Source organism: Vibrio sp. Isolate30 (genome assembly GCF_022397975.1).
Classification (GTDB): Bacteria; Pseudomonadota; Gammaproteobacteria; order Enterobacterales; family Vibrionaceae; genus Vibrio; species Vibrio fortis.
Window position 1 is genome coordinate 56,938 of record NZ_JAKEUS010000003.1, and the last position, 17,170, is coordinate 74,107.

Consider the following 17,170-nt stretch of genomic DNA (forward strand, 5'->3'; position numbering starts at 1 on the left):
CTCTTTACAAACCCGCTTTCACAACCATTTCGATTTCCGCGCAACCTCTGGTAAATTGTCTGTAATCCTATTTTTGCTTGCACGGATAGCAAACTATGCCATACCAATGTCCACTTACGTTCAAAGAAGAACAGATAGAAATCAGTGAACTTAAACAAAAACTCGAACAGTTCACCGAATACCAGAAAAACGAGTTTCTCAATCACCACCCCGTCACCGACCTCGTACTCTCACGCTCTGAATATATGGATCGTGTTTTGAGTCGCTTGTGGCAGCATTTTGGTTTTAGCGAATTACCCCACATAAGTCTTGTTGCCGTTGGCGGTTACGGACGCGGCGAACTTCATCCCCTTTCCGACATCGATATTCTTGTCGTTTCTCAAAAAACGCTGCCCAAAGCTTTGGGCGATAAGGTCAGTGAATTCATCACCCTGCTTTGGGATCTGAGGTTAGAAGTCGGGCATGCAGTGAGAACTGTCTCGGAGTGTTTAGACATCGGTAGTGCAGACCTAACGGTGGCAACTAATCTACAAGAGTCTCGTTTATTGTGTGGCAGTGAAGATACCTTCCAGCAGCTCAAGATGAAGATCCATTCTGACTCATTTTGGCCTAGCGAAACCTTCTACAAAGCAAAGATTCAAGAACAGAAAGAGCGTCATGCGCGTTATCACGACACAACTTACAACTTAGAGCCGGATATCAAATCTACGCCAGGTGGTCTGCGCGATATCCACACTCTCAGCTGGGTTGCACGTCGTCACTTTGGTGCGACGTCTCTGCTTGAGATGAGCAAGTACGGCTTCCTAACTGATGCCGAGTACCGCGAACTGGTTGAGTGTCAGGACTTCCTATGGCGCGTGCGTTTTGCGCTGCACATTGAATTAAGACGCTATGACAACCGACTTACCTTTGCCCACCAAGCTCAGGTTGCTGAGCACTTAGGTTATTCTGGTGAAGGTAACCGTGGCGTAGAGATGATGATGAAGGAGTTCTATCGAACTTTGCGTCGTGTCGCTGAGCTCAACAAGATGCTGCTCAAGCTGTTTGATCAAGCGATCATTAATGGCGGAGAAACTCAAGACGCTCAAATTCTCGATGAAGACTTTCAAAGACGCGGCTCTCTAATTGAGGCTCGTAAGCCTGCTCTATTCCAAGCGCGTCCAGAAACCATTCTCGATATGTTTATCCATATCGCTAATGACTCCTCTATTGAAGGCGTAAGCCCTCCAACACTAAGACAACTGCGTACTGCACGTCGCAGGCTTAACCGCTTCCTACATACCATCCCTGAAGCGCGTGAAAAGTTCATGGCCTTGGTGCGTCACCCTAACGCACTGCATAAAGCCTTTAGTCTGATGCACAAACTTGGGGTACTTTCTGCGTATCTTCCACAGTGGAGTCAGATTGTCGGTCAGATGCAGTTTGACCTTTTCCATGTTTACACCGTGGATGAGCACAGTATTCGATTACTGAAACACATCAACCGTTTTAGTTATGCAGCAAACCATGACAAACATCCTATCTGCTGTGAGGTTTACCCTCGCATACAGAAAAAAGAACTGTTGATTCTGGCCGCTATTTTCCATGACATCGGTAAGGGGCGTGGTGGTGATCACTCTGAAATTGGCGCAGTGGAAGCTTACTCTTTCTGTATCGAGCACGGCTTGTCTAAGCCTGAAGCCAAACTCGTTTCTTGGTTAGTTCAAAACCACCTACTAATGTCAGTAACGGCTCAGCGTCGTGACATTTACGACCCAGACGTGATTACCGAGTTCGCCAAAAAAGTCCGTGATGAAGAATCACTGGAGTACTTGGTCTGTCTGACTGTCGCCGATATCTGTGCAACCAACCCTGAGCTTTGGAACAGTTGGAAGCGAACCCTATTAGCCGAGCTCTTTCACTCCACTCAACGAGCACTGCGCCGTGGCTTAGAAAACCCTGTCGATGTGCGCGACCGAATTCGTCACAACCAACAGATGGCATCTGCCCTACTGCGTAAAGAAGGCTTTACTGCACGCGAGATAGAGGTGCTATGGCAACGCTTTAAAGCCGATTACTTCCTTCGTCATAGCCACAAGCAGATCGCTTGGCACTGTGAGAACCTATTGCGCCTTGAAGACTCTAGCCAGCCTCTTGTACTGATAAGTAAAAAGCCAACACGTGGCGGTACAGAAGTGTTCGTCTACTCTAAAGACCAACCAGCACTGTTTGCTACTGTGGTTGCAGAGTTGGATAGACGTAACTTCAACGTCCATGACGCCCAAGTGATGGTGAGTAAAGATGGTCACGTTCTCGATACCTTTATGGTGCTCGATCAACATGGCGAAGCCATCGACGAGGCGAGACATAAAGCGGTCATCAAGCACCTCACCCATGTATTGGAGGACGGTCGACCAACCAAAATCCGTACTCGTCGCACGCCGCGTAATTTACAGCACTTTAAGGTGAAGACATCCGTAGAGTTTTTACCAACGAAGAGTAAAAAGCGTACCTTGATGGAGCTAAGAGCACTTGATACGCCAGGGCTGTTGGCGCAAGTTGGTGCAACCTTTGCTGAGCTCAACATCAACTTACATGCAGCAAAAATCACCACTATAGGTGAGCGTGCCGAAGACTTGTTTATCTTGACCAGCGATATTGGAGGTCGCTTAACTGAAGAGCAACAACAAGCCCTGCGTGAACGCCTCACTGAGCACGTATCGGAGCTTGCTCCATAATCAAAGCGCATCAAGCAGGTAGTTGAATATTCTGCTTTTAGTGTGGGCAAGGTCGAGAGAGCGATCTTGCCCACAACTTAGTATCAATTCATTCACCAGCGCTATCTAGCTCGTGATTAGGCTGCTACATTAACCTATGTAACCCGTCTTCTCATTCAGATACTAGAGGTCGCTTATGTATCCAAACCTCACTGGCTTAGGCATCCATGAACCTAAACAGATTGAACGTTACTCACTTCGTCAAGAAGCTCACAAAGACATCCTAAAAATCTACTTCCGCAAGCAAAAAGGCGAACTGTTCGCTAAAAGCGTCAAATTCAAATATCCACGCCAAGTAAAAAGTGTGCTGGTCAGCGGCGGTAACAGCCAATATAAAGAAGTTACTGAAATCAATCGCAATCTAACACTGGTGATTGATGAGCTGAATAAGATCACTAAGCCATCACCAAGCAGTGACGTCGATGTGAAACAGAAGATACTGACCGATTTACGTCATCTAGAGAAAGTGGTTTCTAGCAAGATCGCAGAGATCGAAGCGGATCTTGAAAAACTAAAGTGATCCCTCTCTTAGACTCATAAAAAAGGGCTGATAGTGATTAACTATCAGCCCTTTACCCTATTTATCGACCACTGTTACTTCTTGCTTATCAGCTTGGTATCCCACTCAAACTGCGCAAACAGGTTCAGCCAAGTTTCATCTAAGCTAGCTGTCATGACGACCTCTTGCTGAGTAAATGGGTGAATAAAACGCAGCTCTGAAGCGTGCAACAGCAAGCGGTGTGAATCCAAGTTTTCACGGAACAGTCGGTTATGCTTACCGTCACCATGGGAAGTATCACCAACAATAGGATGCCTTAGGTGCGCCATATGACGACGTAGCTGATGCTTTCGACCTGTCTTTGGCAGCATTTCAACTAAGCAGTAGCGGCTGGTTGGAAAGCGTCCTGTCGAATATGGCACTTCAACCTTAGCGAGAGGTTCGTAGACAGTAACCGCCTCTTGTGCCTCTTTGTCTTCTTTTGCGAACTTGTCAGCAATCTTATCCAGTTCAACCTTGAGCGCGTAGTCTAGGGTATCCCCCTCTTCTATCCATCCGCGTACAATCGCATGATAGGTTTTCTGCATCTCATGGTTCGCAAACATCGGCATCACCTCAGAGGCGACTTCACTCGATAGCGCAAAAACCAGCACGCCCGATGTTGGTCTATCTAAACGGTGCAGTGGAAAAACGTGTTGACCGATTTGGTCACGCAGAGTTTGCATCACAAATTGTGTTTCGTGTTTATCAAGCCATGAACGATGTACCAACATGCCCGCAGGCTTATTCACCGCGACAAAATACTCGTCTTGGTAGATGATCTCTAACATTAGGCACATACCTCATCAATCTGCTTGATCGTCTCTAACAGCTCACTCTTAGCCGCATCATTTTTCCATACTTCGCTGAAGTAAGGGGCGATTGAAAACCCTTTTGGTAATGCAGCACCAGATGCGATCATCGCCTGGATTCGAGCAATGAAGATCCACTGAAGCCACTGCTCAGGCTCAAGCGTATCAATAGCAAAAGGCTGCGTGCTCGCCAGTGCTTCATCAGTAGGAGGAAACTCACTCCATAGCTGTGCGTGTTGTAATTGCAGCTCCAACTGCTGAAGCAAAGATAATAACTGTGTGGTTGCCGTCATTTTTCACCAAGTAATTTATCGCATGACCTTGAAATTGGGCCATAGAGTACCATCTATTGGGGAAAGAAAGTTAGGAGCTTATTACTGATGGAAACAATTCACACGCTCACCCAGCTGTTGAAAAATAGCGGCTGCCAATATGAAATCTACGATCTTGGCCGTCGAATTCAAAAAGTCGACAACGATCTATTTGCCGATGTTGAACAAGGCATGCAGCCCTACCCGTTCCCATTACAAAAGCAGGCACACCTAGCGATAAGCTACTGGAACGAACAGAAGCAACCTTGGATCTGGTTTCTGAAGTTTAAGCTCGATGAGCGCGGCCTATTAAGCCAAGCTGATATCGGTAACTTTTTAAAATTCGTACTGGAAGCGATGGGCACCCGCCTAAGTGGTGATATGAGTGAAGAGCAGCAGCAGAAGCTCTCGAACAACCCATACACCTTTAAGCCATCAGAAGATAAAATGGCGGTATTCCATAGCCAAGTTCGCGCAGAGCTATCACTACCAACGAGTCAGTATTATGAGCACGCACAGCACTACTTTACTGGCGACCTTGGTTGGGAGAACTGGCAAACCGTCGGCCTGCAAGGCATTACTGACATGTGCGCTCGCTTAGGTGACAAGCAAAACGGCGTCGCCATTCGCAAAGCCCTTCGCAAACTTCCTTCTGAGCCACTTTATGCGACACTTGGGGCACTGGAACACGCCACTCTTAGCGATAAGCTTGCAGAACGCATTCAAGAGATGGCTGAAGACCAAATAAACAGCCAAGACCCAGACCTGTTCTTACTGTCCGCTTTAGTACGTGCGCTATCGGGTGCTGAATCTTCAATCACGAAACAAGTTGTCAATAGCGTACTGGCTAGCCCGAGGTTAAGCCACCAAGAAGTATTGATTGGCCTTGCAGGAAGAGGCTGGCACACGCTTCAAGATGCCACAATCGCAGAGCAGTTCTTACTTCGCCTTGCACAAACAGGCAACCAAAACCTATTCAACCAGTTGTTTGCAGACCTTGTGATGATTCCGAGCTTACGAATGGTATTCTTACCACTGCTAAACTCAAACCCGTCACCAGAGCTGGCGGACGCTTTAATTAAGCTGCAACAAGCCGCCAAAGCTTAGTAACCATTAACTCTACAACGCTAGAGTTTTAGAGTTAAATTCGGATTGATACAAAAGGACGTGTCGAAGAATGATAGATAATTTATTGGGGATTCTGTTTCTTTGTTTCTTTTGCTTTCTGTTTTGGCAGCAGCGCCGACAATCGGAACTCGCCAAAGCTGCTATTGCGAAAAAATGCAAAGAACTCGATCTGCAGTTGTTAAGCGTGGCATTCAGCGGCCATAAGTTGAAAATGCGTCATGAGTTAACAACGATTTGGCGCTGGCACACCGTATATCAGTTCGAATTCTCTGCGCTTGGTGACGACTGTTATAAAGGCAGCCTTACCATGATTGGCTTTCGCGCGATGCGCTTTGAGCTACAGCCTCATAGAATGTAATTTTCTTTTCGTTGAGCTCTGAGTATCGATACTCGTGGAATGGACCAAATTCATCTTGTTTGGTCCCAAAAAATTCGAAACCCAACTTATCTAGTAATTTAATTGAGGGGTTGTGTGTAACATTCACCGTTGCCACAACCTCACTAAGATCCGCTTCAAACCTCGCCATATTAAAAAACGGTTTCACCACTTCACTGGCAATACCCTGATTCCAAAAACGTTTGTCTAAAATAAACCCTAGTTCATAACGACCTTCGCTATGAGAGATAAAGATATGGCCCATGTACTCACGAGTTTGGTTGTGAAGAATGGCACGCGCAAAGCCCTCTTGATCAGATAAAATATGCTGAAATAGACGCTTTGCTGATGAGATGGTATGAGGTCCATTCATTTCTGCTCGATTTACCGGGCAACAATTGAGCTTGATAAAATCAAGTTCTAACTGCTCGGTATACGGCACGATTAAAGTTCTTGCAGTCGCAATCGTCATATCACACTCCTTGTGTGGACAATATTGAATTTGAATAGATAAAGAAAAGCCCCGACACCGAAGTGTCAGGGCTAGGGTCTTACTCGCAGCAGTCCGGCTACTAATTAATGCTCCATGCATCATCCATAATAGTGGCTGTAATCCTTCAGCTCTTTCCTTTACTTCGCCGTCCTAGCGGTGTCCTATCATCCTTAAAGCTAACAATCCTCGTTAGCGCACATCACTTGTTCCGTGAGCGGTGTCCTTTACATCATCCTGATGTTGTTCCTAACCTTTATCCTAAAGGTGTCCATTGCCAATCCGTTGCAGCTAATATCCTATCAGCTGTCGTCTCCCTACAATGTCCTTACGCTCCATGCTTGATCACTCATCCTAAGTAACCAAATCTTCATCCTGAAGATAACCAAATCCTTGGTGCTTTCCTGTTCCGTGTCAGACTCCTTCCGACAAGGTTTAATTTACGCGATTTAGGATTTCGGACAATAGATTCGCATCACATTTTAAACTCAACCAAGTTGTTAATTATATAAAACAATTAAAATTCAACACCTTAACAATATGCATATCAATTTCTCCAACGAAGTATTCGCGTTATCTCACAGCCTTTGTAAGAGATCTCTCACAAGCAAATGGCGCTTTTAGGATTCGCTATCTAATGCCTGAGCGAGTAACATACGAAGTAATGCAGTTATGGAGGTTAATATGTTGACGAAAGATGTTTCAGATGAGCTAAAAAGCGTTCTCGAAGGACTAAAAGCTCAAGGAAAAGAACCGACCGTTGCACTGGTTAAAGCGCGCATGAGTACTCCTGTTCCAATGCCCGCATTGATAACCACGATTAAAAGCTGGAAGAACGCAAACCGTGTTCCTAAAGTTGAAGTCGCAGCACCACAAGAAAATACAACCGACAAGCTTGCACAACTCGAGCAACAGATTGCCGCTCTTACCGCGCGCGTAACCCAGCTTGAAGCAAAACTAGCAGAGAAAGAATAGATGATGAGAATTTGGGTTGATGCCGATGCCTGCCCCAAGGTGATTAGAGAAACCATCGTGCGTGCTGCAGAGCGCACAGGCGTTGAATGCACATTTATTGCAAACCACGTAGTGCCTGTTCCTAAACGCAATAATATTCACTCTATCCAAGTCCCAAGTGGCTTTGATATTGCTGACAACGAGATCGTTAAGCGTACTGAAGCGGGCGACTTAGTCATTACATCAGATATTCCACTTGCCGATGAAGTCATTACTAAAGGTGCATTAGCATTAAGCTCTCGCGGCGAGCTCTACACCAAAGAAACGATCAAGGCGCGTCTCAATATCCGAGATTTTATGGAAACCATGCGTTCAAGTGGCGTACAAACAGGTGGCCCAGCATCATTGTCACAGACTGATCGCCGTGAATTTGCCAACCATCTAGACCGCATTCTCGCTAAGCGCTAATACCGGCAAGAATCACTTCTGAAATAAAATTCGTACTACTCCGTTCTTATCTATTACGACAATAACGGAGTATTGCTTATGATGTCTCGCATCGCCCTTCCACTTACCCTGATTATGACTGCCAGCTACCCCACTTTTGCTAGTGAAGAGTACGGTATTGTCGGTGGTAGTCTTACCGTAGGTGAAAGCGTCTTTTCAACCAAGGACTCAACCCAAGTTGGTGCTACACCCAACCTTTTTTACTCAGGCCCTATCGGATTTGTTGATGGCAGCTTAGCCAGTTGGCAAGCCTTACCCTACGTTGGCCTTTCTGGTCACTGGCGATTCGCTGAGGTATCTGACACTTTTACCGACTTACCCAATGGTATAGAGGACAGAGATGGAAGTGGCGAACTCGGTATCACACTTGGCACTGTTGGCGCACGCGTAACCTTTCTTCACGATGTAACCTCAGAACACGAAGGCTATGAGATTCAACTGCACTTAGGGCGCACTTTTGATACGTGGAACCCTGCCTTTACCCTCACTCCCTATTTTGAAGTCGATTATCGCGATGAAAAACTCTCTAATCATCTCTACGGAGTAAGTGCCGCGGAATCGATCGCATCAGGCCTAGCTGCTTTTGATGCTGATGGCACTTTTGTTTACGAGACGGGGTTAATCGGGCTGTACGAATTTAGCCCTCACTGGATTGGTGTCAGTAAAGCAGAATTTATTCATCATGATACCAATAGCCCGCTTATTCAAAGAGATGTGGGTTGGTCGTTGGAGGTTGGTTTAACCTATCGTTTCGCAGGCCTATAACTGCATGAAACATGCTTTATCTCCCCATATCCTACAGATATATAAACAAAAAAGCCTGCACAGTGTGCAGGCTTTTAAATACATCTGAATTCACGATTCAGTACTAAGGCGTGTAGTAAGTTGCCGCACCAGGGCCTACAGGTAGACCGAATACGAATACCCACACGTAGAACATTAAGCTCCAACCAACGATGAATACGATTGAGTATGGAAGCATAGTTGCAATCAGAGTACCGATACCTAGGTTCTTCATGTAACGCGTTGCTACTGCAAGGATAAGACCGAAGTAGCTCATCATTGGAGTAATGATGTTCGTTGTTGAATCACCGATACGGTAAGCCGCTTGAATCGTTTCTGGTGCGTAACCAACAAGCATTAACATTGGAACGAAGATAGGTGCTGTTACTGCCCACTGAGCAGACGCTGAACCGATCATCAGGTTAATGAAGCCACACATTAGGATGAATGCGAAGAACAGCATTGGACCTGTTAGGCCGATGTCTTGCAGGAAGCTTGCACCCGCTACTGCGAATACTTGACCGAAGTTAGTCCACTTGAAGAAAGCAACAAACTGAGCAGCGAAGAATACAAGTACGATGTACATGCCCATAGAAGACATAGACTTAGACATTGCATCTATAACGTCGCGGTCAGTTTTCATTGTGCCAGTAACTTTACCGTAAACAAAACCAGGAACTGCGAAGAATACGAAGATGAACGCTACGATACTCTTAAGGAACGGAGAACCTGCTACCGTGCCCGCTGCAGAACGTAGAACACCGTCTTCAGGAACAATCGTCCAAGCAAGAAGAGCTGAAACGGCTAATACTGCGATACCTGCTAGCTTAAGACCTTTCTTCTCAACGTCTGTTAGCTTGCCCATTGAGTCATTAGATAGGTCTTCAGACGCTTCTTCATCATTGTATTTGCCAAGCTTAGGCTCAACGATTTTCTCAGTTACAAATGCACCGGTAATCGCAATGAAGAAAGTAGAAACAAACATGAAGTACCAGTTTGATTCAGGACCAACGGTGTAAGTCGGGTCGATCATTTGTGCTGCTGTTTCTGTAATACCAGAAAGCAGTGGATCAACCGTACCGATTAGAAGGTTTGCAGAGTAACCACCAGATACACCAGCGAATGCTGCCGCTAGACCAGCAAGAGGGTGACGACCCAAAGAGTGGAACAGCATTGCTGCAAGCGGGATAAGTACCACGTAACCAAGCTCTGAAGCCGTGTTAGAAATGATACCGGCGAATACCACAGTTACAGTAACCATGCGCTTAGATGCGCCCATTACCATGCCACGCATCGCAGCAGATAGTAGACCTGAGTGCTCAGCAATCGCTACACCTAGCATTGCAACAAGCACAGTACCTAATGGCGCAAAGCCAACAAAGTTTTTAACGAGATTCGTTACGATAAGTTGCAAGCCTTCAGCATTAAGTAAGCTTACAACGTGGATCATGCCGTCAGCAGCACGACCTGGAGCACCTTCTGGACGAGGGTCCATAACAGACACTTCAAAGTACCCTGCGATACCAGAAGTAACTAAGATTGCGACACAGAAGATTGCGAAAAGAGTGATCGGGTGGGGTAATAGATTCCCCAAATACTCAACACCATCGAGAAAACGGGTAAAAATAGGTTTCTTTGGCGAGTTGTTTTTTATTGAAGCTGATGAACTCATCAGTTCCCTCCTTGTAGTGATTCCTATGCAAATGTGACAAAAATGTTCAAATTGCAGGCGCAGAGTACTCGACAAAACAGTCAATTAGAAATGCAAAATGTTACAAATTGTGTAACAAATCATATAAATTAACGCTATTCGAACAAAAAATTAGCAAATAACACTAAATTAAATACAAATAACAGATTTATAATTCATATAAATACATTCATTCTGTTTATACGTCGTACCCTAACTACTTGATTCAACTGCGACTAAAATTACCTCGTACGATAAAAATCAGCCAAAAGCGGCTAAAATGCTCACTAGAAAAAGAGATCACCGCCCAGTAATGAAAAGTGTGACCTCATTTCCGATTTTTACATGCCTTTCACATGCCATTGACGCTTACTTTTGCACCGCTTTAAATCTTGGGTTGGTTTTGCAGATCACATAAAGACGCCCTCTTCGCTTCACGATTTGGCAATCAGGGTGGCGACTCTTAGCACTTTTTAGGGATTTAACGACCTTCATTTACTTCTCTCCTTTACTAAATTGACCAAATCGACGTGTAAAGTTCGCCACGCGACCTTCTTTATGAATCACGCGCTGCTTACCTGTGTAGAACGGGTGCGATTTCGATGACACTTCAATCGTGAAATACGGGTAGGTGTTACCATCTTCCCACTCCATTGTGCGGTCAGTTTGCAGGGTCGAACCAATTAGAAAATACTCATCAACACTCGTATCGTGAAAAACAACTGTACGGTAGTCTGGGTGAATATTCGGCTTCATCTCTTTACTCCATCATTTAATTGTTATGATATAACATTGCAAATGATAATTATTATCAAAAGAAACACAAGCGGTTTTATGATATTTTTGCGACAAAGAGTAAGTTGAGACGCCTAAACCATGTACACAATTGAGCCAATTGGTTTCATCGAGTCGCCATATAAAGAGAAATTTGCTGTACCTAGACAGCCAAGATTAGTACCTTCCGCTCGCGCAAGAGTCAGATTATCAGGCGCGGCCAATTGCTTAGAGTCGGTACGAGAAATCGAACAATTCAGTCATGTGTGGTTGCTATTTCTATTCGACCAAAATTTACAAGCTGGTTGGAAACCGACGGTTCGTCCACCACGTTTGGGCGGAAACGATAGAATTGGTGTATTTGCGTCTAGAGCCACTTTTAGGCCAAACGGTATTGGAATGTCAGCCATTGAATTAAAAGGTGTCACGCAAGATAAAGGTCAAACCTACTTAGAGTTAGGCAGCGTTGATCTCGTCGATGGCACACCGATTATCGATATAAAACCTTATATCCCCTACTCAGATTCAATTCCTAATGCCGTCGGAGGATTTGCTGCAGAAGAGCCGGCGACATTAGAAGTTAATTTCTCACAACAAGCGCAGCAAAAGCTCAATCAACATCCAAATGGCCGCCATATGATCACCGTGATCAAAGAGGTTCTTGCCCAAGATCCTCGCCCTGCTTACAAGAAAGGTAAGCCAGATCCCAAAGAATATGCGGTAAATTTGTTCGATCTGAACGTGAAATTCACAGTTGAAGCACTTTTCATCAATGTTACTGACATTGAACGCTTTTGAGATCCCAAATAGGCTGATATTATATGCGGCTAAATCGGATTTATTGTGGCAACAGCTACAGTGAATTTTCTTTAATTTATGATGAAACGGATACCATAGAATGCGTACCAGTAACTATCTTCTTTCTACTCTGAAAGAGACTCCAAACGACGCAGAAGTTATCAGCCACCAGCTGATGCTACGTGCAGGTATGATCCGTAAGCTAGCTTCAGGTTTATACACTTGGCTACCTACCGGTCTGCGTGTACTGCGTAAAGTCGAAAACATCGTTCGCCAAGAGATCGATAATGCAGGTGCAGTTGAGACTTTAATGCCCGTAGTGCAGCCGTTTGAACTATGGGAAGAGACTGGTCGTAGCGAAAAAATGGGCCCAGAGCTTCTTCGCTTTACTGATCGTCATTCACGTCCGTTTGTTCTTAGCCCAACAGCTGAAGAAGTGGTAACTAGCCTAGTTCGTAACGAAGTAAACTCTTACAAACAGCTGCCACTAAACCTGTACCAAATTCAAACTAAGTTCCGTGATGAGCGCCGCCCACGTTTCGGCGTAATGCGTTCACGTGAATTCTTAATGATGGATGCGTACAGCTTCGATATCGACAAAGAAGGCTTAGAAAAGTCTTACCAAGCAATGCACGATGCTTACTGTAAAGCGTTCGACCGCATGGGTCTTGAGTACCGTCCAGTACTTGCTGACTCAGGCGCTATCGGTGGTAGTGGTTCTCAAGAGTTCCACGTACTAGCAGAAAGTGGTGAAGACCTAATCGCATTCTCTACAGAATCTGATTACGCAGCAAACATCGAAAAAGCAGAAGCGCTTGCTCCTACTGAAGAAGCGGCTGCACCAACTCAAGAGATGGAACTGGTTGATACGCCAAACGCGAAAACCATCGCAGAGTTGGTAGAGCAACACGGCCTAGCGATTGAGAAAACCGTTAAGACCCTATTTGTTAAAGCTTCTGATGAAGTAGATGCAGACATCATTGCTCTTATCATCCGTGGTGACCACGAGCTAAACGAAGTGAAAGCAGAAAACCTTCCACAAGTTGCTTCTCCACTAGAGATGGCATCTGAAGAAGAGATTCGTGCACTAGTTGGCGCTGGCCCAGGCTCACTAGGCCCTGTAGGCCTAGAACTACCATTCATCGTTGACCGTTCTGTTGCTGTAATGAGCGACTTCGGCGCTGGTGCAAACATCGACGGCAAACACTACTTCGGTATTAACTGGGGTCGTGACGTTGAGCTTGCTCAAGTAGAAGATCTACGTAACGTTATCGAAGGTGACCTAAGCCCATGTGGTAAAGGTACTCTGCAACTTAAACGTGGTATCGAAGTGGGTCACATCTTCCAACTTGGTAATGTGTACTCAGAAGCAATGAATGCTGCTGTTCTTGGTCCAGACGGTAAAAACACTATCCTAGAGATGGGTTGTTACGGTATCGGTGTTTCTCGTGTAGTTGCTTCTGCAATTGAACAGAACCACGACAAATACGGCATCATCTGGCCAGACGCACTAGCGCCTTTCCAAGTAGCTATCGTACCAATGAACATGCACAAGTCTGAAGAAGTGAAAGCGGCGGCTGAGAAGCTATACGCTGAACTGACAGCTATGGGCATCGAAGTACTGTTCGATGACCGTAAAGAGCGCCCAGGCGTAATGTTCTCTGACATCGAGCTGATCGGTATCCCTCACACTATCGTGATCGGCGATCGCTCAATGAAAGAAGGCAACTTCGAATACAAGAACCGTCGCGAAGGCACTAAAGAAGCTGTTGCAATGGATTCAATTGTTGAGCACGTAACGGCTCAGTTTGCTAAATAAGCAGATCGTCATCGATTGAATTCCTATTCAATTGAAAGCGTGTTCGATTAAAACCCCAAAAGGCTGCCGTATGGCGGCCTTTTTTATTCCTCCTTCTTTTGCCTCTCTTCCCCAAACTGAATGTAAATCATTGTAAGTTAATCCTCGGTTCATCTTCGAGGACGTATAGTGAATCTCAAGACAATTCCAACGTGTTTATTTCTGGAGGTTCCATGGATATCAAAAGTTTACTTAACCAAGCACTGCAGTCGGATCTGGTAAAACAAGGCAGCCAGAAACTCTCTCAAAGCTCCTCTAGCTTAGGCGGACTGACCCAAGATAAAGGTAAACTTGGGGCTCTTGGTGCTGGCGCCATTGGCGGTGGGCTGTTAGGTGCATTGATGGGGTCAAAGAAAACCAAGAAAATCGGTAAAAAGGCCGTTGGTATTGGCGGCGCGGCCGCACTCGGCGCTTTAGCTTACAAGGTGTATAACGACTACCAAGCTAAACAGGGCACACCGGACTCTTCACCTCAAGCGACATTCAATGAGCAGGACTCTAATCATAACCTGCTGATTCTACGCTCAATGATCGCCGCTTCCAAAGCAGATGGACATGTCGACGAGGAAGAGATGACAAAAATAGAGCAAGCTGTCGAGAACATGGGCGCGGACTATCAACTGACCAAGCTAGTTTCAGAAGAGCTGCATAAGCCGCTTGATCCTAGCGACATTTCGCAGTTCGCCACCAGCCCGCAACAAGCAAGCGAAATCTACCTCGCTTCGTTGATCGTGGTTGATGAGCAAAACTTTATGGAAAAAGCGTACTTAAAAGAGCTCGCACGTCAGTTAAATCTAGCCGATGAAGTGAAACTGCAGCTAGAACAACAGGTCACAATTTAGCCTCGTAAAATGAGAGCTTGAGCAAGAACAAACTAAACCGAATTTTCGTTGAATGCGCTTTGTTTTTGCTTTTCTCTGTGTGTATATTGAGAGAAGTTATCATTTAGTTAGGTATAGAAATGAAAGTATACGATTGTTGTGATTTAGTGCGTGAGCTTTATTCTCAAATCGGTAGTGGCGATCAGGGTTACATCCCTCAAGCGATTACATGTGCAGTGAAAACACTCAATGACTTGGCAGCCGATGAGTCTCTTCCACGCGAAGCGCGTGAACGCGCCGCCTTTGCTGCAGCGAATTTACTGATCTCTGATTTCGAGGACTAATATGAACTTAGCGAATTTTGAAACCATGGATCCAGTGATGCTGATGAGCATCGTTAACATGAAGCTGCGTGACGACTTCTCTGGCGACCTCGATAAACTCGCTAACTTCTTCGATATTGATAAAGCTGCACTCGAAGCAAAACTTGCAACCGCGGGCTTTGAATTCCTACCAGAAGCGAAACAATTTCGATAAATCTTAGTTCAGACTGATAAAGGCCAACCTAGTGTTGGTCTTTTTTGTTGGCGCCAGCTAAAAGTAAAAAACTTATATAAATTATAAATTTGCGCCTATACTTTTATATCTTTATATCTACTCACGCTCCTTGAGTCGAAGCCTGTCGTTGTAAAAGCTACCCGAAGCAGGAAGCAAGAATCGTCGCTAAAAAGAATAAAGGTGAAGGATCAACAATGAAAAAACTCGGACTTTTAACAGTGTTTACTGCAACACTCATCACAGCAGGTTGCGCTTCCAACAGTCAGCAAGACAATTTCCGCGAAGCCTCTTTTGAACTGTGTAATACTGAAGTCGAACTCTATTCAGTAAGTCATGACGAAAGAGTCCGCATCGTCTGCTCTGATGGCTCCAAGTTCGCTTTAAGTAGTGAAGATACACTGGAAGTCATGCGCGATATCAACATCGACTACTGTGATGGCGAAGGCTTAGGCAAGTTCAGTGAAAGCCGCCATTACTACTCATTCAAGTGTAAATCAGGCACCCTACTCAGCATCAAAAAGTAGAACCGACACAAACAAATACAAAGGGTTAACGTAAATACATTAACCCTTTTTAATACCTGCCTGTTTTTACCCTTAGCTCATAGTTCACCAAATACAAAAAAGGCCCCAAAAGGGACCTTTAAAACTCTTTTTCAAAGTAGATGAGCGAAGTTCAAGGAGCTCACACGGAGTTTGCGCTAGCAAATGAGTATGTGCGACACAGAAATTCGTTCACTCTACGCAGAAAAAATTAAGCGTAAACTGGTAGACGCTTACAGATCTCTAGCACTTTTGCTTTAGTCGCTTCGATAACAGACTCATCACCCATGTTATCTAGGATGTCACAGATCCAACCTGCTAGCTCTTTCGCGTCTGCTTCTGTGAAACCGCGACGAGTAATAGAAGGAGAACCGATACGGATACCTGACGTTACAAACGGGCTGCGTGGGTCGTTTGGTACTGAGTTCTTGTTTACTGTGATGTTTGCTGCACCTAGTGCTGCGTCTGCTTCTTTACCTGTGATGTCTTTGTCGATTAGGTCAACTAGGAACAGGTGGTTCTCTGTAGAACCTGAAACGATGTTGTAACCACGAGCGATGAACTCAGCAACCATTGCTTTTGCGTTAGCAACTACGCGTGCTTGGTACTCTTTGAACTCTGGCTCTAGCGCTTCTTTGAACGCTACTGCTTTACCTGCGATAACGTGCATTAGAGGGCCACCTTGGCCACCTGGGAATACTGCTGAGTTTAGCTTCTTGTAAAGATCTTCGCCTTCGTTAGAAAGGATTAGACCACCACGAGGACCCGCTAGCGTCTTGTGCGTTGTTGTTGTTACAACGTGTGCGTGTGGTACTGGGTTCGGGTAAACGCCTGCTGCGATTAGACCCGCTACGTGCGCCATATCAACGAATAAGTAAGCACCTACTTTGTCTGCGATTTCACGCATGCGTTTCCAGTCACAGATTTGAGAGTAAGCAGAGAAACCACCGATGATCATCTTAGGCTTGTTCTCGATAGCCAGCTTTTCCATCTCTTCGTAATCGATTTGACCCGCTTCGTCGATACCGTAAGGGATGATGTTGTAAAGCTTACCAGAGAAGTTAACTGGAGAACCGTGAGTTAGGTGACCACCGTGCGCTAGGCTCATACCTAGAACTGTGTCGCCTGCATTCAGTAGCGCCATGTATACAGCGTTGTTCGCTTGAGAACCTGAGTGAGGTTGTACGTTCGCGTATTCAGCGCCGAATAGCTCACATGCACGCTCGATTGCTAGAGTTTCAACTTTGTCTACGTACTCACAACCACCGTAGTAACGCTTGCCTGGGTAGCCTTCAGCGTATTTGTTTGTTAGCTGAGAACCTTGAGCTTCCATTACACGTGGGCTTGTGTAGTTTTCTGAAGCGATTAGTTCGATGTGTTCTTCCTGGCGAAGAGTTTCTTCTTGGATAGCTGCGAATAGATCCGCATCGTAATCAGCGATGTTCATGTCACGCTTAAGCATCTGTATCTCCTG

20 protein-coding genes are annotated in these 17,170 nt (G+C 45.4%); 13 read left to right on the forward strand and 7 right to left on the reverse strand.

Features of this window, described 5'->3' with window-relative positions; genetic code table 11:
* The first annotated feature begins 95 nt into the window (after positions 1-95).
* Together glnD and L1D60_RS10485 are read left to right on the forward strand one after the other, a co-directional pair.
* The gene (glnD, locus tag L1D60_RS10480) at positions 96-2,717 is read left to right on the forward strand and encodes a bifunctional uridylyltransferase/uridylyl-removing protein GlnD (RefSeq protein WP_239841043.1); all 2,622 of its coding nucleotides are present in this window, start codon (positions 96-98) and stop codon (positions 2,715-2,717) included.
* 175 nt (positions 2,718-2,892) lie between these two features.
* A complete protein-coding gene (locus tag L1D60_RS10485; protein WP_239841044.1) occupies positions 2,893-3,276 on the forward strand; it encodes a DUF3461 family protein in 384 nt (127 codons plus the stop codon).
* Between the two features lie 74 nt (positions 3,277-3,350).
* Here L1D60_RS10485 and truC read toward each other — a convergent pair whose 3' ends face one another.
* Both truC and L1D60_RS10495 read right to left on the reverse strand, forming a co-directional pair.
* Positions 3,351-4,094, reverse strand: coding sequence for a tRNA pseudouridine(65) synthase TruC (truC, locus tag L1D60_RS10490; protein WP_239841045.1), 744 nt, complete (start codon positions 4,092-4,094; stop codon positions 3,351-3,353).
* Positions 4,085-4,399: a YqcC family protein gene (locus tag L1D60_RS10495; protein ID WP_239841046.1), complete on the reverse strand. Its 315-nt coding sequence runs from the start codon at positions 4,397-4,399 to the stop codon at positions 4,085-4,087. Before L1D60_RS10495 ends, truC begins: the two co-directional genes overlap by 10 nt.
* Positions 4,400-4,486: 87 nt before the next feature.
* Here L1D60_RS10495 and L1D60_RS10500 point away from each other — a divergent pair, with 87 nt between their 5' ends.
* Positions 4,487-5,524, forward strand: a complete 1,038-nt coding sequence (locus tag L1D60_RS10500; protein WP_239841047.1) for a DUF3549 family protein — start codon at positions 4,487-4,489, stop codon at positions 5,522-5,524.
* A gap of 70 nt (positions 5,525-5,594) precedes the next feature.
* A complete protein-coding gene (locus L1D60_RS10505; RefSeq protein WP_239841048.1) occupies positions 5,595-5,903 on the forward strand; it encodes a DUF3301 domain-containing protein in 309 nt (102 codons plus the stop codon).
* Here L1D60_RS10505 and L1D60_RS10510 read toward each other — a convergent pair.
* Positions 5,848-6,393, reverse strand: a complete 546-nt coding sequence (locus L1D60_RS10510; RefSeq protein WP_239841049.1) for a GNAT family N-acetyltransferase — start codon at positions 6,391-6,393, stop codon at positions 5,848-5,850. The genes L1D60_RS10505 and L1D60_RS10510 overlap by 56 nt on opposite strands.
* A 702-nt stretch (positions 6,394-7,095) precedes the next feature.
* On the opposite strand from L1D60_RS10510, the gene L1D60_RS10515 reads away from it, so the two are divergent.
* The 3 genes from L1D60_RS10515 to L1D60_RS10525 all read left to right on the forward strand — a co-directional run bounded on the left by L1D60_RS10515 (position 7,096) and on the right by L1D60_RS10525 (position 8,637).
* Positions 7,096-7,386 (forward strand): hypothetical protein, encoded by a 291-nt coding sequence (locus tag L1D60_RS10515; RefSeq protein WP_239841050.1) that lies wholly within the window; start codon positions 7,096-7,098, stop codon positions 7,384-7,386.
* A gap of 3 nt (positions 7,387-7,389) precedes the next feature.
* Entirely contained in the window at positions 7,390-7,833 is a 444-nt protein-coding gene (locus L1D60_RS10520; RefSeq protein WP_239841290.1) for a YaiI/YqxD family protein, read from the forward strand.
* 78 nt (positions 7,834-7,911) lie between these two features.
* The gene (locus tag L1D60_RS10525) at positions 7,912-8,637 is read left to right on the forward strand and encodes a MipA/OmpV family protein (protein ID WP_239841051.1); all 726 of its coding nucleotides are present in this window, start codon (positions 7,912-7,914) and stop codon (positions 8,635-8,637) included.
* Between the two features lie 103 nt (positions 8,638-8,740).
* Here the strand turns inward: L1D60_RS10525 and L1D60_RS10530 are convergent, their stop codons facing one another.
* The 3 genes from L1D60_RS10530 to L1D60_RS10540 all read right to left on the reverse strand — a co-directional run bounded on the left by L1D60_RS10530 (position 8,741) and on the right by L1D60_RS10540 (position 11,101).
* Positions 8,741-10,327 carry an AbgT family transporter gene (locus L1D60_RS10530; protein WP_032551689.1) on the reverse strand — a complete coding sequence of 529 codons (1,587 nt, stop codon included), beginning with the start codon at positions 10,325-10,327 and terminating at the stop codon, positions 8,741-8,743.
* Between the two features lie 387 nt (positions 10,328-10,714).
* Positions 10,715-10,840 (reverse strand): type B 50S ribosomal protein L36, encoded by a 126-nt coding sequence (gene ykgO, locus L1D60_RS10535; RefSeq protein WP_005380299.1) that lies wholly within the window; start codon positions 10,838-10,840, stop codon positions 10,715-10,717.
* Positions 10,841-11,101 carry a type B 50S ribosomal protein L31 gene (locus L1D60_RS10540; RefSeq protein ID WP_239841052.1) on the reverse strand — a complete coding sequence of 87 codons (261 nt, stop codon included), beginning with the start codon at positions 11,099-11,101 and terminating at the stop codon, positions 10,841-10,843.
* A gap of 120 nt (positions 11,102-11,221) precedes the next feature.
* Here L1D60_RS10540 and tsaA point away from each other — a divergent pair, with 120 nt between their 5' ends.
* From tsaA to L1D60_RS10570, 6 genes are all read left to right on the forward strand, one after another.
* Positions 11,222-11,917 carry a tRNA (N6-threonylcarbamoyladenosine(37)-N6)-methyltransferase TrmO gene (gene tsaA / locus L1D60_RS10545; RefSeq protein ID WP_239841053.1) on the forward strand — a complete coding sequence of 232 codons (696 nt, stop codon included), beginning with the start codon at positions 11,222-11,224 and terminating at the stop codon, positions 11,915-11,917.
* Positions 11,918-12,017: 100 nt separating this feature from the next.
* Positions 12,018-13,736 (forward strand): proline--tRNA ligase, encoded by a 1,719-nt coding sequence (locus L1D60_RS10550; RefSeq protein ID WP_239841054.1) that lies wholly within the window; start codon positions 12,018-12,020, stop codon positions 13,734-13,736.
* A 212-nt stretch (positions 13,737-13,948) separates the two neighbouring features.
* Positions 13,949-14,617: a tellurite resistance TerB family protein gene (locus L1D60_RS10555; protein ID WP_239841055.1), complete on the forward strand. Its 669-nt coding sequence runs from the start codon at positions 13,949-13,951 to the stop codon at positions 14,615-14,617.
* Between the two features lie 119 nt (positions 14,618-14,736).
* Positions 14,737-14,940, forward strand: coding sequence for a YaeP family protein (locus L1D60_RS10560; RefSeq protein WP_032551682.1), 204 nt, complete (start codon positions 14,737-14,739; stop codon positions 14,938-14,940).
* A gap of 1 nt (position 14,941) precedes the next feature.
* Positions 14,942-15,133 carry a DUF4250 domain-containing protein gene (locus L1D60_RS10565; protein WP_032551680.1) on the forward strand — a complete coding sequence of 64 codons (192 nt, stop codon included), beginning with the start codon at positions 14,942-14,944 and terminating at the stop codon, positions 15,131-15,133.
* A 215-nt stretch (positions 15,134-15,348) separates the two neighbouring features.
* Complete coding sequence (locus tag L1D60_RS10570; protein ID WP_239833522.1) at positions 15,349-15,678, forward strand: hypothetical protein; 330 nt, start codon at positions 15,349-15,351, stop codon at positions 15,676-15,678.
* Between the two features lie 229 nt (positions 15,679-15,907).
* On the opposite strand, the gene glyA is transcribed toward L1D60_RS10570, so the two are convergent.
* Positions 15,908-17,158 carry a serine hydroxymethyltransferase gene (glyA, locus tag L1D60_RS10575; RefSeq protein WP_150869141.1) on the reverse strand — a complete coding sequence of 417 codons (1,251 nt, stop codon included), beginning with the start codon at positions 17,156-17,158 and terminating at the stop codon, positions 15,908-15,910.
* Positions 17,159-17,170 lie beyond the last annotated feature (12 nt).

Excerpts from the sequence above, each read along its gene's own strand:
- L1D60_RS10515 (WP_239841050.1), top strand. The coding sequence starts at position 7,096 with ATGTTGACGAAAGATGTTTCAGATGAGCTAAAAAGCGTTCTCGAAGGA.
- L1D60_RS10565 (WP_032551680.1), top strand. The coding sequence starts at position 14,942 with ATGAACTTAGCGAATTTTGAAACCATGGATCCAGTGATGCTGATGAGC.
- L1D60_RS10520 (WP_239841290.1), top strand. The coding sequence starts at position 7,390 with ATGAGAATTTGGGTTGATGCCGATGCCTGCCCCAAGGTGATTAGAGAA.
- ykgO (WP_005380299.1), bottom strand. The coding sequence starts at position 10,840 with ATGAAGGTCGTTAAATCCCTAAAAAGTGCTAAGAGTCGCCACCCTGAT.
- L1D60_RS10540 (WP_239841052.1), bottom strand. The coding sequence starts at position 11,101 with ATGAAGCCGAATATTCACCCAGACTACCGTACAGTTGTTTTTCACGAT.
- L1D60_RS10485 (WP_239841044.1), top strand. The coding sequence starts at position 2,893 with ATGTATCCAAACCTCACTGGCTTAGGCATCCATGAACCTAAACAGATT.
- L1D60_RS10555 (WP_239841055.1), top strand. The coding sequence starts at position 13,949 with ATGGATATCAAAAGTTTACTTAACCAAGCACTGCAGTCGGATCTGGTA.
- L1D60_RS10525 (WP_239841051.1), top strand. The coding sequence starts at position 7,912 with ATGATGTCTCGCATCGCCCTTCCACTTACCCTGATTATGACTGCCAGC.
- L1D60_RS10530 (WP_032551689.1), bottom strand. The coding sequence starts at position 10,327 with ATGAGTTCATCAGCTTCAATAAAAAACAACTCGCCAAAGAAACCTATT.
- tsaA (WP_239841053.1), top strand. The coding sequence starts at position 11,222 with ATGTACACAATTGAGCCAATTGGTTTCATCGAGTCGCCATATAAAGAG.
- L1D60_RS10550 (WP_239841054.1), top strand. The coding sequence starts at position 12,018 with ATGCGTACCAGTAACTATCTTCTTTCTACTCTGAAAGAGACTCCAAAC.
- truC (WP_239841045.1), bottom strand. The coding sequence starts at position 4,094 with ATGTGCCTAATGTTAGAGATCATCTACCAAGACGAGTATTTTGTCGCG.
- L1D60_RS10560 (WP_032551682.1), top strand. The coding sequence starts at position 14,737 with ATGAAAGTATACGATTGTTGTGATTTAGTGCGTGAGCTTTATTCTCAA.
- L1D60_RS10500 (WP_239841047.1), top strand. The coding sequence starts at position 4,487 with ATGGAAACAATTCACACGCTCACCCAGCTGTTGAAAAATAGCGGCTGC.
- glyA (WP_150869141.1), bottom strand. The coding sequence starts at position 17,158 with ATGCTTAAGCGTGACATGAACATCGCTGATTACGATGCGGATCTATTC.
- L1D60_RS10505 (WP_239841048.1), top strand. The coding sequence starts at position 5,595 with ATGATAGATAATTTATTGGGGATTCTGTTTCTTTGTTTCTTTTGCTTT.
- L1D60_RS10495 (WP_239841046.1), bottom strand. The coding sequence starts at position 4,399 with ATGACGGCAACCACACAGTTATTATCTTTGCTTCAGCAGTTGGAGCTG.
- L1D60_RS10510 (WP_239841049.1), bottom strand. The coding sequence starts at position 6,393 with ATGACGATTGCGACTGCAAGAACTTTAATCGTGCCGTATACCGAGCAG.
- glnD (WP_239841043.1), top strand. The coding sequence starts at position 96 with ATGCCATACCAATGTCCACTTACGTTCAAAGAAGAACAGATAGAAATC.
- L1D60_RS10570 (WP_239833522.1), top strand. The coding sequence starts at position 15,349 with ATGAAAAAACTCGGACTTTTAACAGTGTTTACTGCAACACTCATCACA.